The following is a 12,885-nucleotide window of genomic DNA, read 5'->3' on the forward strand; positions in this document are numbered from 1 at the left end:
CGGGACAGTCCTGTTCTGCCTGGAGAGCGTGAAGCCACAAAGGAGTGAATTGAAATGGCGGCGAGGTTGCAGGAAGACAGCGTTGTCGGCACTTATGAAGGGCACCATGGGCGCAAGCACGCTTTTCCGGGAATAGACGGAGATGCGACCTGGTATACGCGCCTCGGCTGGTGGATAGTGGTGGGAGGGGTCGGCGGGTTTCTGCTGTGGGCTTCCCTGGCGCCGCTGGACAAAGGGGTGCCGCTCAGCGGGACGGTGATGGTGGCGACCAACAGGAAAGCGGTCCAGCATCAAACCGGAGGAACGATCGAAGATATCCCTGTGAAAGAAGGGGATGTAGTCAAGGCCGGCACCGTGCTGGTGCGCATGAACAGCGTGCAGGTCAAGGCGAATGCCGAAACGATGCGTGTGCAGTATTTTGCCGCGCGCGCAGCCGAGGCGCGTTTGATTGCCGAGCGCGATGGAAAGAAAGAGATCGTTTTCCCCCGGGAATTGGAGAACATGAAAAGTGATCCCATCGTTGCCACTTATATCGACATGCAGAAGCAATTATTCAGTTCGCGTTTACTGGGTATCCAGAGTGAATTGTCGGGGATCGACGAGAGTATTTCCGGCTTGAAGCTGCAAACCAGCGGGCTGGAGGAATCGCGAGACAACAAGAAACAGCAGCTGAAATTTCTGGGAGAGCAGCTGGAGGGGATGCGCGATCTGGCCGCGGAAGGTTACGTGGCGCGCAATCGCTTGCTGGAACTGGAGCGCACCTACGCGCAGATAAATGGCTCCATCTCCGAAGATATCGGCAATATCGGACGGGCGCGGCGGCAGATCGTGGAATTGAAGCTGCGCCGGGTGCAGCGTCAGCAGGAATATCAGAAGGAAGTGCGATCGGAACTCACGGAGGTGCAGAAAGAAGCGGAAGCGCTTGCCCATAAATTGAGCGGGCTGGATTATGAGCTGGCGAATGTGCTGGTCAAGGCCCCAGTGGATGGAACCGTAGTGGGGCTGAATGTTTTCACGCGGGGAGGCGTAGTGAGTCCGGGCTTCAAGATGATGGACATTGTACCGAGCGACGACCCCTTGACGGTGGAAGGGCACCTGCCGGTGCATCTGATCGATAAAGTTCACCCTGATCTTCCGGTAGAGTTTATATTTACCGCATTCAACCGCAATCTGACGCCCCACGTGCCCGGAATCGTGACCCATGTTTCCGCAGATCGTCTTGTGGATGAAGATAGCGGGGAGCCTTACTACAAGCTGCAGGCCAAGGTGGCACCGGAAGGGATGAAAATGATTGCGGATTTGCAGATCAGGCCAGGCATGCCGGTTGAACTCTTCGTAAAGACGGGCGAACGCACCATGATGAATTACATTCTCAAGCCGATTCTGGATCATTTCAAAATGGCGATGACAGAGGAGTAGGGTGCCAGCATGACACCCGCCGCGCGCGTTCTGATTGCTGCCGCCATAGGGCTGGGGAGCATGCTTCATGCGGGCCACGCATCCGCACTGGGGCTGATGGAGGCATATGAAGCCGCCGTGGCGAACGATCCGGCTTATCGGGCGGCGATTCATGAAAACAGGGCAGGTCAGGAGTTTACGGCGATAGGCCTTTCCGGCCTGCTTCCCTCCCTTTCTGCAAATTTCTCGATAAATCAGAACCAGCAGGATTTCACACGTCAGTCCATTACTCTCCATCGCAGCTATGAGAGCCAAACCGCTGCCATCCAGCTGAGGCAGCCCATCATCAACCTGGCTGCATTCGCGGGTTATAAGCAGGGAATCGCAAAGACGAGCCAGAGCAATGCCGATTTTTCCGGGCAGATGCAGGAACTTATCCTGCGCCTCGTGAGCGCTTATGTGGAAGCAAAATACGCTGAGGATGGGTTGGCTCTGGCGGTAGCGCAATCGACTGCGTACGCGGAGCAGCGGCAGGCAAACGAGCGTATGCTCGAGAAAGGAGAGGGGACAAAAACGGAGGCTCTGGAAACCCAGGCCAGCTACGACCTCGCACAGGCGCAGGTTCTCGAAGCGGAGGACAATGTGGCAATGAAGCGCGATGTACTTGCTGCTATCGTAGGCGAGGAAATCAGCGCGCTCGATCCATTATCCGACGACTTCCGCGTCAAGCCGATGCAGCCGGGAAGGTTTGATGACTGGAAGGACCTCGCGCTCGAGAACAATCCCGATATCGCCGGTCAGCGTCATGCCGTGGATGTGGCGCGCGAAGAGATCAACAAGCAGCGCGCGGGTCATTTTCCGCGGCTTGACGCGGTAGCAGCCATCACGCGCAACAAGTCGGACAGCCCTATCCTCGTCGGTATCGATGCGCTCACGCAGAGCATAGGCGTGCAAGTAAATCTGCCTTTATACGCAGGAGGCAACGTCAGCGCGATGACAAGCCAGGCAGCGTCAAACTACGAGAAGGCAAGAGCCGATCTCGATACCACCATCAGTGAGACGCTTGTCGAACTGCGCAAGCAGTTCAATCTTGCGCTGACGAGTACATCTCGTATTGCGGCGTTTGCGAAATCGGTTGATTCGGCAAATTTGCTCATCGAAGCCACGACGAAAAGCATCAGAGGGGGCGTGCGGACCAATCTTGATCTTTTGAATGCGCAGCAACGGCTGTTCGAAGCGAAACGTGATCTTGCGGAGGCACGCTATGGCTACCTCCTGGCCTATCTTCGCCTGCGGAGAGCCGCCGGAATAGTGGGATTCGAAGATCTCCACGACATCGCAGGATATTTCATCCGTGTCGGTAACTCTCCCGCGCCAATCAACACTGCCCGCGCGAAGAAACAGGAATCGTTGCAACAACTTGAATAACCTGAACTATGTATGCTTCCGAACAGAGCCAATGTATTTTCCAAGCTACGATAAATCATTCTCTGCTTTTAACTTTAACAAATTGAGATAAGAAACCCTCATCTTCATGACACTGGAAGTCTTCCGGTGGCTTGTCAGAGGGAAGTTCTAAAAGTATTTGATAATTCGGAGGCCTAGCATGGTTGCAGATAAAGAGCGAGGAAAAAGCGGTGACAAACGCGGTTTTGCTTCAATGGACGTAAACAAGCAGCGTGAGATCGCCAGTAAAGGCGGCAAGGCGGCCCATTTGAAAGGTACTGCCCATGAATTCGATTCCGAGGAAGCACGCGAGGCAGGCCGGAAAGGGGGCAGGGCGGCTCATTTGAAGGGCACGGCGCACGAGTTTGATTCGAAAGAGGCGCGCGAGGCAGGCAGGAAGGGCGGCAAGGCCGCACACGAGAAGGGTACGGCGCATGAGTTTGATTCCCGGGAGGCGCGCGAAGCAGGACGCAAAGGCGGAGAATCACGTGGAAAAGGTGGTTCACAGGCTGAGCACGAGAAGGAAGCCTCATACTCGTTGCGGAGTGGAAAATCCGGGCAGCCCGACAAGGGTGACAGCTCAAATCACACTGGCCGATAGAATCCTCTACACCGTTGCTTGAGTGGGACGGGATTTCCGTACCTGCCTCGAACAGCGGGCCACCCTTCGGCGGGCTGTTATTCTTTCATTATTTATTTCAATTCGCGCCCTCTCCCCACGGGGAGAGGTTGCTCATGAGACTCATTTCGCGGCTAAAGCTTGGAGATCAATGATTGCGCGTCGAAAGGCGCTCTTACTTTGATATCGTTGTCGAAGTAACAGTAGACATCGCGAGGTATACGCGGTGGCGGATGCCGTGAGATGAGATGCGCGTCGTCAGGTTGTAAACCCGTGCGCCAGAGGCGAATTCGTTGCGCCCAGCGTGCCAATGCCTCATCGGTATATCCGCTCGCATAAATTTCCTGATCACCGTGCAGACGGAGATAGAGGAAATCTGCCGTTACGTCTTCACGGTAGGGCCATTTTCTTGCAGTATCTGCGATGACCAGGGCGATATTGTGCGCGCGCAGGAGCTCTACGAAGGTTTCATCGAGGAAGCTGTCGTGCCGTATTTCAACGGCATGCCGTAGAGGACGTTTTGCATCGATTGCCAAGCGGGCGCGTCCTGTCATTCGTTTGTCCCGGTGACGGGCCAAGTGCAGAGCCTGCTCGGTATCTCGTGGCAGAAGCTCGAAAAATCCGCTCATTCTGTCCTGGCCATAGCGAAAATTCGGTGGAAATTGCCACAAGATGGGTCCGAGTTTTTCCCGGAGATTGAATATTCCCGAAGCGAAGAAATTGGCCAGGGGAATGTCGATGTCGCTCAGGCGCCGGATATGTGTTATGTATCGCGATCCTTTAACGCTGAAAATAAACCCCGGAGGCGTATCGTCATACCAGTGCCGAAAGCTGTCCGGTGTCTGCAGGGAGTAGAAAGTTCCGTTTATCTCGATGGTCGGCAATATCCTGGCAGCATATTCAAGCTCGCTGTGCTGGGGAAGCCCCGGAGGATAGAATATGCCGCGCCACGGAGGATAACGCCAGCCGGAAATGCCGATACGCGTCTCGCTCACCCGCCCTAACTCCGTCCACGCGACAGTTCTTCCCCTTCAGCCGTATACGCAGGGGGAACATAAAAGTTGAGTGTCTGGAGCGGATCTTCTCCTGTATTGCGGATTTCATGCTCATCGCCACGCTCGATGAGCAAAAGGGAACCTTCGTCCAGGCGATAGCGCTTATCGTTTATGGTTGCAATTCCCGTTCCCGAAACGACATAAAGCCACTGGTCAGCACCGCGATGACGATTATGCGGGCCTCCTTCTGCCTGCCCTGGAAGTAAAACCATTTCGGCCGCCTGTGAACTCGGATTACCGAGAACGATGCGAAAACCGCTTTCGAACTGCAGGTTTTTTCGTTTCATCCATTTCTCCTGTCTCATCCGTTACAGAAATTTGACAGCAGAAAAACAACGCCGTTTCGCGAGAACGGGAGGCAGGGAAGGGTTGAGCAGAATGGCCGGCCGAACAAGGCCATTGCCTTGGTACAAGTCAGTCGAGAAAGGGTTTTGCCAGATTGAGATCGTTCACGAAGTGCTCGTACTCCTCGTCCTTGTTTTCCTCGGGCATGCGCAGCAGGAACGAGGGGTGGACCGTAATCAGCAGTGATACCCCCGTTGCATATTCGAGCAATTTTCCCCGGTTGACTTTGACGGGGGTGGCGCGCCCCAGCAATGAGCGGGCTGCCGTAGCGCCCAGGGCAATGATCAGACGGGGGGTTATCAGTTCAATTTCCCGCTGCAGCCAGGCGTGACACGCTACGATTTCCGTATCTATCGGTTTCTTGTGCATGCGTCGCTTGCCACGCAGTTCGAATTTGAAGTGCTTGACCGCATTGGTAACATAGACTTCTTCTCGCGATATACCGACTGCTGTCAGCGCGTGCGATAGAATCGACCCAGCCGGTCCGACAAACGGATGGCCCGTAGCATCTTCACGGTCTCCAGGCTGCTCACCGACGAGCATGATCGATGCGTGCGAGGGACCTTCTCCGAAGACAGTCTGCGTGGCATGTTCCCAGAGGTGACAGGCGCGGCAGTTCGTGGCTGCTTTACGCAGGGAAGCGACGGTGTTTCCCGCGTGTTCAGCAGGATGTGAAGTATCCGGTAGAGGCATTTTCATCTGCTGAAGAATGGACGGGGGATGGGGAGCCGGGAGTCAGGGACGTTATCTTAACCTTCAGTACTGAACTCCTCGTTTTTATCTATATCGGAAGCAGCCTGGGAAGGTTCATCAACCATGAGTTCAAACCAGAACACACTGCCGACATCGACAGTGCTTTCCACACCGATTGATCCGCCCATCAGTTCAACCAGTTGTTTCGTCACTACCAGTCCAATGCCTGTGCCTTCCACAGACCCTGCTTCCTGTCCAAGCCGGTTGAATTGCTGAAAAAGCTGCGTCAGTTTTTCCGGCGGCAGCCCCGTCCCCGTATCGCGCACACTTATTCGCAGACGCCCGGGTTTGGTCATGGAGCAACTCACTTCGACCATGCCACCCTCGCGGTTGTATTTGATTGCGTTGGAAAGAAGATTGATCAGAACCTGCTTCACCCGCGTTCGGTCTGCCCGAACGAAGAAGTTCATGTCCGATGATGGCGGAAAGATCAGCCGTATGTTTTGCTCCTGGGCCTGCGGTTCGACCATGGTCCGGGACTCGGCCATCACCTCTCCGATGCACATCGGTTCCTGCGCAACAATCAGTTTGCCGGACTCGATTGCGGCGAGATCGAGGATTTTATTTATCAATTCAAGCAGATACCATCCTGCAGAATTGATCTCCTTGAGCATGGTCATTTGCGTGAATGTTGGCGGCGGAGAACTCGATTCCATCAATTGGGCGAAACCAAGCATGACATTCAGGGGTGAGCGTAATTCGTGGCTCATGCTGGAAAGAAAATCCGATTTGGCCAGATTGGCCTTTTCCGCCTCTGTCTTGGCTTTGATCAGTTCTTCTTCGATCAGCTTGCGGTGGGTGATATCGCGCCGCAACTCTTCGTTCACCCGCGCCAGTTCATCGGTGCGCTTGGCCACGAGCTCTTCGAGACGAAAACGATGCTGCTTCAACTCCTCTTCTGCCTGTTTGCTTTCCGTGATATCAACCAGGATACCCTGCAGAAACAGTGAGCGTCCCGATTCATCCCGCACAACATTCGCCTCGTCGCGGAACCACAAGACTCTTTCATCCTGAGTAAGCAAACGGTACTCACAGCGCAGAGGGGCGCACGTTGCGCGGCTTTTTGCCCGCTCCTCGAGTGCGTGCGACCGGTCGTCCGGATGAATCTGTGCAAGCAGGATAGTCGGATCGTTCAACCACTGTTCCGCTGAAAAACCAAGCATATTGATACGCGAGCTGACGTAAAGGAAACGGTTGCTCCCATCCAGTGCAGCAATGTAGACGATTGCCGGAATGGTTTCGACCAGAGAGCGATATTTGGCTTCCGCCTGGGCGAGTTTCTCTTCCGCCTGCTTTTTTTCCAGCCGAATCCGGCGGTCGCTCAGTACGCGCTGGATAACGGCAGGCAATAATTCAAGGTATTGGTGCTCGAGGTCCTTGATCAGGTAATCCTTCGCCCCGCGCTTCATAGCTTCTACCGCAATGGCGGCATTGTCCGTACCTGTCAGCATCATGACCGGAATGGAAACATCGCCACTTTCGTCGGTCAGCGCTGCCAGAAACTCAAGACCATTCACATCCGGCAAATGGTAATCAAGCAGGACGCAGTCCGGCTTCTGCTCATGGGCAAGTTGCAATCCCTCCCGGCCTGATTCGGCTTCGGAAAGCACGAATTCGTAGTCGGGGTCCCGGGCAAGAGCACGTCGACACGCCATACGATCCACGGCATCGTCTTCGACGAGTAGAACGCGAATCAGGGGTTTGGTCATAAGTGGAGGAATTTTAGCAAAATCAGGGAGTTGATCAAACCTTTATCATGGCATCTCACTGATGGTCCAGTAAGCATCGATGGAACGCATGACTTCGACGAATTGACGATAATCCACGGGCTTGGCCATATACCCCGCCACGCCTAGGTCAAAGCTGTTTATCTTATCCTGCTGTTCTTCCGACGTAGTCAGAACTACTATGGGAATACGCTTCAGCTTGTCATCATTTTTGACTGCTTTCAGGAATTCCGTACCGTTCATGATGGGCATGTTCAAGTCTAGCAAAATGATGCAGGGTTTTTCGCTTGCCGGATCCTGAAGATAATGAACAGCCTCCTCACCATTTTCCCGGTGGACGAGCGGGTTCGTCACGTGAATCTCTTTTAGAGCACGAACGACCGTCATTTTATCTACTTGATCATCTTCCACCAGGAGAATGGGCCTGTTAGTTATTTTCACGCTGCTGTTCCTTTGGTTGAATTTGCGACTGCTACTGTTTTAGGGAGAGTAAAGAAAAAAGTTGTACCCTCACCGGGCGTGGATTCCACCCAGATACTGCCACCATACATTTCCACGATCTTTTTTACCAGAGTGAGTCCAACACCAGTGCTTTCTACCCGGTCTCTTGGCGCAAGCGTCTGGAAAAGCTGAAAGATCTTTTCAAAGTGGCGTGATTCGATACCAGGGCCATTATCACTGATACTGAACCTCCAATGTTCGCCCTCCGCAATGCAGCCAATGCGGATTTCGCATTGAGGCTTATCCATGTATTTGATGGCATTTGAAAGCAGATTCTGAAATATCTGCTGGATGCGCGTTGGCTCTATCACTATGCTTGGCAACGTATTTTCGACGGTAATGGTAACATTTGGCGAAGGGGCAATGAAATCTATTACATCGCGCAGGACTTCATCGACCTTCACCTCCACAGGGGCTTCTCTGACCCGCCCCACACGTGAATATTGCAGGATACCGTCGATCAGGTTTCCCATACGATGGACTCTGCTGACAAGGAGACGCATATGCTCCCTGCCTTCATCATCGAACTTGTCGAGGTAGTCGGTAGAGAGCCAGTCTGCAAGTGCGCCAATTGCGCGCAACGGGGCTTTTAAATCGTGGGATACCACATACGCGAAACTTTTCAGCTCTTCATTGGCACTTTCCAGGTCGGCCATCAGTATCGCTTTCTGTTCCTCTGCGTGTTTACGTTCACTGATGTCACGCAGAATGACGACGAACATCCGATGCTCCTGGCCATGCATTTCAGTCACAGAAATATCCAGGGGAAACGTTGCGCGATTTTTTCGCAACCCGATCACTTCATTTGTTTTTCCGGGACCCTGCAGTTTCGTGTTTTCCTGGTAATTTTTAAAATAATCAGTTAGTTGACCGTGTTCAGGCCGGGGGAACAGGAATCCGATATTTTGTCCGATCAACTCATTTTCCGAATAACCGAAGATCCGTTCCATTGCCGGGTTCCCGGTTTTGATAACGCCCTCTGCGTTAACGGAGACCACGCCCACAATCAGGTTATTTATCAAGGCGCGTGTATTGGCCTCGCTGGCACGAACCTGGCCAATCGTCTCTACCAGGCTGTCGCGCATTTCCCGCACGGCCCCCATCAGTTGGCTGATTTCGTCATTCGATGGAGGAACCTCGATTTCCTGCCTCAGGTTTCCTGCCGCCACATCCCGGGAGATTCGTACCACATTCTCGAGAGGCTGAAAAATCGCCCGGATGAACATCAGGCTGAACACCACCGCCAGCACCAGGGCGATGACTATCGAAGCGATGAGAATGGCACGGATTGTCTCGTACCGCCTTTGTTCATCATCATATTCTCTTTTCGCTTCATTGATCTGGAGCAAAACAAGGGCGTCTATGCTTTCGCCTACAGGCAAATACATTGGGCGGATTTTTTCCACAAGTATCCTGTTTGCCTCACCGATCTTATGGGCGCGCAACGCCGCTGTTGCCGGCAGCAGGCCCTCGGTCACATATTTCCGGTGGTCGGCAGCAAATTGGGCAGCAAGCTTTTTTTCCACCGGGGTCAAGTGAGTAACAATGTACTCTTCCCAGGTTCTGCTGATTTCCGCTATATTCTTCTCAACCTTTGCGGTCTTGTTCCTGATAATCTCGGGCGTCGGCATTACCAGGGCAGAGGTAATGGCAAGCCGGGTTTGCAGCAAAAGTGACTCGATATATCCCACCTGGCTCAGAGGGATGGCCCTGTCGTGGTAGACGGTCCTCAGGCCGTCTATCGCATGGCTCATCCCGAACAAACCAATCATTCCCATTCCCAGCAAAAAGGCGATCAGATAGGAAAGGGTGAAGATCAGGCGGGATTTGATCGTCAGGTTTTTAAATGTCAGATTCTTAAATGACAGATTCTTTAATGTCATTTTCTTAAATGACGGCTTTTTAAATGTCAGCTTTTTGAACATATGACCTGCAAGGATTCGAAAAAGGGGATATCCGCAGCTTTCTATTGCACAGGGAGTTACAAATATACCTTTATGAACCTCAAGTGAAAAATATCTTTTGATCGACAAACCTATTCACGACTCATCCGCGGAAAGAAGACAATGTTGACTGAACCCACTGGCTGGGAGCAGGAAATTTATGATCCAAATATTGAACAGCAGGTGTATGAGCGCCCTGCAAGCGTTCATTGAGTACTCGCACCACCAAGTGGTCTATTCCTGTTGAGAGGCTCTCCTTGATATGTACTATATTTAGATAGCGTTTCCGGATCGATAATCCGGCCTGCCACTTTTCGTTTCTCCGGCTAATCTGCTCAGGTTGCAATACCTGTAATCCATAATAAAGGAGGATAAATATCATGAAACCGAGCGCCTTAATCGCAGGATGTCTGCTTGCCGCAACTGTATCGGGATCAGCTATCGCGCAGCAGTCAATTTTTACCGCCGAACTCCTCGGATCGAACGAACGGCCGGATCCCAACAATTCTACCGGTACAGGTACGGCGACCGTTACGATTGATCCAGCTCAGGGAACAATGCATGTTCACGAGACTTTCAGTGGTCTTTCAGCAAATACGACAATTTCCCACATCCATTGCTGTGCTGGTCCAGATGCCACCGCCATCCCCGCTACCACCGTACCCTCTTTCCCAGGTTTTCCGGTTGGGGTGACTGCCGGTACTTATGATCAAACCTTCAATATGCTGGAAGCCTCAAGCTATAACCCCGCGTTCATTTCAGCTAATGGTGGGACGGCCGCTAGTGCATTCGACGCGTTCATAACCGGATTGAATAACGGGACCGCCTATGCCAACATCCATACAGAGACGTTCCCAGCGGGAGAGATCCGTGGCACGCTAGTAGCAGTGCCCGAACCGGAAACCTACGCGATGCTGCTGGCTGGTTTGGCGATGGTGAGCATGATGGGGGGAGGGCGGCGTCTTTTTTCCCGCGAAGACAGCAGGGTCAGGATAAGCTGAACATTTGCTCTCGAGTAGTCTCTGTATGGAATGATTTTGATCGTTGACTTGTAAGCAGACTTCCTTTGTTTTCAAGGGAAGGAGGCTTGCGGATCGTCAGGGATTGCTTGGATAGCCCCGAGCGAGAATCGAAGGGCAGAGATGCCGTTTTTTCTCGTCTATTAAATTCGCTGGATGAGGATTATGCGTAATCCTGAGCTCCCGCTGGCTGACCGCCAACCAGCCAAATAGAAATAGCATATGGATCGGGTAACTCTATGACAGAGCTGCACGCTGGCACGAATATCCCGCCCAGCGTGCAATCTTACGCAGCTTGAATGTTTGATGCCTGCTTGCCCTTTGGGCCCTGCGTAATCTCAAACGTTACTTTTTGTCCCTCCTTGAGGGTCTTGAAGCCGGACATGTTGATTGCGGAGAAGTGCGCGAATAAATCTTCACTGCCGTCAACAGGGGTAATAAAACCGAATCCTTTTGCCTCATTGAACCATTTTACTGTGCCAGTTGCCATTTTTGCTTCCTATATATCAGTTAAAAAGAGACCCATTTTTCGGGTCTGACCGCATTCTGACGATCCCTGAATGAGAAATATGTTCGCTACCGTACCGAAGCAATCCATTCCCGGTTAGATGCTGCATTTATTGAATCACATTAGCGAGAGAGTAAATCCTTCTCAATGCCATAATTTTGATCAGTACAGGAAATCCAGGCTGGGACTCAAGTTCCAGCAGTTATCAACAGACCTATCCACGCCAATTAGGGAAAACTTCCATTAGCGGTATTCACCGAAGCTCGGCCAAGCGCTATTGGGGGCTTGAGCGAGACTGTGGTGCATGGAGTATCAGATACCCTGTACGTAAATCATCCTGAAGGGAATCCCATACCTGAATGTGCCAAATGCATAGATGGAATATATGAAAAGAGAAGTCCCATATATCCGCATCGGATGAATTATTGCTTGTTTTCGTGGTTTCGTTCGACATCGGTTTGCAACGAAACTGTTTCGGGTTACTCCCGGAACTGGCGAAAACTGACCGGAAACTGTCCCAGCAATTTTCTCAGGAGAACAGATATGAAACCAGAAGACAACGCCAATGCCGCACGGCGCCAGTTTGTGGGCGGCATGACAACCGGCCTTGCCGCAGCATTTGTCTACCCGGCCTTCGCTCAGCAAGGGCAGCAAGCAAACCCTTCCGGCTCCCTGCAAGGGCCCGGCCAGTCCCGTAAGCAGGATCCGAGAACGCAATATCCTATTCCCCCCTTTCCCCAGCAAAAACAGGAGCCTCCCGGCCTTGTAAGCAAGATGATGCCGCGGCCTGATCACGGCGAGACAACCTACAAGGGTTCGGGGCGGCTAGTGGATAGAAAGGCGCTTGTGACCGGTGGAGATTCGGGCATTGGACGCGCCGCCGCCATCGCCTTTGCGCGTGAGGGAGCCGATGTCGCGATTAATTATCTCCCGGTCGAGGAGTCCGATGCTCGTGAGGTCGTGGAAATCATCCGGGCAGAAGGGCGAAAGGCGGTCGCGATTCCTGGCGATATCAGGGATGAGAATTTTTGCTCCAGGCTTGTCGCCAACGCCGTCCGGGAGCTGGGCGGACTGGATATCCTTGTCAACAATGCGGCCATGGCTGTCGCACAGCCCTCTATCGTTGATCTCACGACAGAACAGTTCGATTCGATCTTCAAATGCAACGTCTATGCCATGTTCTGGATCACCAAGGCGGCCATGCCGCACCTTAAGCCCGGAGCGGCCATCATCAATACAAGTTCTGTTGAGGCTTACACTCCATCCGATGCGTTTCTCGACTACGCCCAGACAAAGGCGTGCAATGTTGCTTTCACGAAATCACTGGCGAAGCAGTTGGCCAACAAGGGTATCCGGGTGAATGCGGTGGCGCCGGGACCATTCTGGACACCGTTGCAGACGGCTGGATGGGCGGATCTCAGCAGGTTGGGCAAGGAGACTCCGCTTGGCAGACCCGGTCAACCAGCGGAACTGGGTCCCCTGTATGTTTTCCTTGCATCACAGGAATCAAGCTATGCAACCGGACAGGTGTACGGCGCTTCAGGGGGGGAAGGGCAGCCCTAATGATGTCT

General features: G+C 52.9%; 12 protein-coding genes. 5 read left to right on the plus strand and 7 right to left on the minus strand.

Translation table 11 applies throughout. The features are described from left to right. Nucleotides 1–54 precede the first annotated feature (54 nt). From NMUL_RS06745 to NMUL_RS16310, 3 genes are all read left to right on the plus strand, one after another. Nucleotides 55–1,419, plus strand: a complete 1,365-nt coding sequence (locus NMUL_RS06745) for an HlyD family type I secretion periplasmic adaptor subunit (RefSeq protein WP_011380625.1) — start codon at nt 55–57, stop codon at nt 1,417–1,419. A gap of 9 nt (nt 1,420–1,428) precedes the next feature. Beyond that, nucleotides 1,429–2,826 carry a TolC family outer membrane protein gene (locus NMUL_RS06750; RefSeq protein ID WP_011380626.1) on the plus strand — a complete coding sequence of 466 codons (1,398 nt, stop codon included), beginning with the start codon at nt 1,429–1,431 and terminating at the stop codon, nt 2,824–2,826. Nucleotides 2,827–3,004: 178 nt separating this feature from the next. Next, a complete protein-coding gene (locus tag NMUL_RS16310; protein WP_011380627.1) occupies nt 3,005–3,445 on the plus strand; it encodes a KGG domain-containing protein in 441 nt (146 codons plus the stop codon). A 152-nt stretch (nt 3,446–3,597) separates the two neighbouring features. On the opposite strand, the gene NMUL_RS06760 is transcribed toward NMUL_RS16310, so the two are convergent. From NMUL_RS06760 to NMUL_RS06785, 6 genes are all read right to left on the minus strand, one after another. Next, on the minus strand, nt 3,598–4,458 hold the full coding sequence (locus tag NMUL_RS06760; RefSeq protein WP_011380628.1) for a DUF72 domain-containing protein: 861 nt from the start codon (nt 4,456–4,458) through the stop codon (nt 3,598–3,600). Between the two features lie 5 nt (nt 4,459–4,463). Then, the gene (locus NMUL_RS06765; RefSeq protein WP_011380629.1) at nt 4,464–4,805 is read right to left on the minus strand and encodes a cupin domain-containing protein; all 342 of its coding nucleotides are present in this window, start codon (nt 4,803–4,805) and stop codon (nt 4,464–4,466) included. 127 nt (nt 4,806–4,932) lie between these two features. Continuing rightward, a complete protein-coding gene (locus tag NMUL_RS06770; RefSeq protein WP_104009738.1) occupies nt 4,933–5,556 on the minus strand; it encodes a UdgX family uracil-DNA binding protein in 624 nt (207 codons plus the stop codon). Between the two features lie 56 nt (nt 5,557–5,612). Beyond that, entirely contained in the window at nt 5,613–7,325 is a 1,713-nt protein-coding gene (locus tag NMUL_RS14890; RefSeq protein WP_011380631.1) for a hybrid sensor histidine kinase/response regulator, read from the minus strand. A gap of 45 nt (nt 7,326–7,370) precedes the next feature. Then, nucleotides 7,371–7,784, minus strand: a complete 414-nt coding sequence (locus NMUL_RS06780; protein ID WP_011380632.1) for a response regulator — start codon at nt 7,782–7,784, stop codon at nt 7,371–7,373. Next, nucleotides 7,781–9,727, minus strand: a complete 1,947-nt coding sequence (locus tag NMUL_RS06785) for a Tar ligand binding domain-containing protein (protein ID WP_104009743.1) — start codon at nt 9,725–9,727, stop codon at nt 7,781–7,783. The genes NMUL_RS06780 and NMUL_RS06785 overlap by 4 nt, the downstream gene beginning before the upstream one ends. Before the next feature lie 440 nt (nt 9,728–10,167). On the opposite strand from NMUL_RS06785, the gene NMUL_RS06790 reads away from it, so the two are divergent. Further along, nucleotides 10,168–10,788, plus strand: coding sequence for a CHRD domain-containing protein (locus tag NMUL_RS06790; protein ID WP_011380634.1), 621 nt, complete (start codon nt 10,168–10,170; stop codon nt 10,786–10,788). Nucleotides 10,789–11,092: 304 nt separating this feature from the next. Here NMUL_RS06790 and NMUL_RS06795 read toward each other — a convergent pair whose 3' ends face one another. Next, nucleotides 11,093–11,296 carry a cold-shock protein gene (locus NMUL_RS06795; RefSeq protein ID WP_011380635.1) on the minus strand — a complete coding sequence of 68 codons (204 nt, stop codon included), beginning with the start codon at nt 11,294–11,296 and terminating at the stop codon, nt 11,093–11,095. 561 nt (nt 11,297–11,857) lie between these two features. On the opposite strand from NMUL_RS06795, the gene NMUL_RS06800 reads away from it, so the two are divergent. After that, nucleotides 11,858–12,877, plus strand: a complete 1,020-nt coding sequence (locus NMUL_RS06800) for an SDR family oxidoreductase (protein WP_011380636.1) — start codon at nt 11,858–11,860, stop codon at nt 12,875–12,877. Nucleotides 12,878–12,885 lie beyond the last annotated feature (8 nt).

It is taken from the genome of Nitrosospira multiformis ATCC 25196 (assembly GCF_000196355.1).
Classification (GTDB): Bacteria; Pseudomonadota; Gammaproteobacteria; order Burkholderiales; family Nitrosomonadaceae; genus Nitrosospira; species Nitrosospira multiformis.

Excerpts from the sequence above, each read along its gene's own strand:
- NMUL_RS06765 (WP_011380629.1), bottom strand. The coding sequence starts at position 4,805 with ATGAAACGAAAAAACCTGCAGTTCGAAAGCGGTTTTCGCATCGTTCTC.
- NMUL_RS06745 (WP_011380625.1), top strand. The coding sequence starts at position 55 with ATGGCGGCGAGGTTGCAGGAAGACAGCGTTGTCGGCACTTATGAAGGG.
- NMUL_RS16310 (WP_011380627.1), top strand. The coding sequence starts at position 3,005 with ATGGTTGCAGATAAAGAGCGAGGAAAAAGCGGTGACAAACGCGGTTTT.
- NMUL_RS14890 (WP_011380631.1), bottom strand. The coding sequence starts at position 7,325 with ATGACCAAACCCCTGATTCGCGTTCTACTCGTCGAAGACGATGCCGTG.
- NMUL_RS06750 (WP_011380626.1), top strand. The coding sequence starts at position 1,429 with ATGACACCCGCCGCGCGCGTTCTGATTGCTGCCGCCATAGGGCTGGGG.
- NMUL_RS06800 (WP_011380636.1), top strand. The coding sequence starts at position 11,858 with ATGAAACCAGAAGACAACGCCAATGCCGCACGGCGCCAGTTTGTGGGC.
- NMUL_RS06770 (WP_104009738.1), bottom strand. The coding sequence starts at position 5,556 with ATGCCTCTACCGGATACTTCACATCCTGCTGAACACGCGGGAAACACC.
- NMUL_RS06785 (WP_104009743.1), bottom strand. The coding sequence starts at position 9,727 with ATGACATTAAAGAATCTGTCATTTAAGAATCTGACATTTAAAAACCTG.
- NMUL_RS06795 (WP_011380635.1), bottom strand. The coding sequence starts at position 11,296 with ATGGCAACTGGCACAGTAAAATGGTTCAATGAGGCAAAAGGATTCGGT.
- NMUL_RS06790 (WP_011380634.1), top strand. The coding sequence starts at position 10,168 with ATGAAACCGAGCGCCTTAATCGCAGGATGTCTGCTTGCCGCAACTGTA.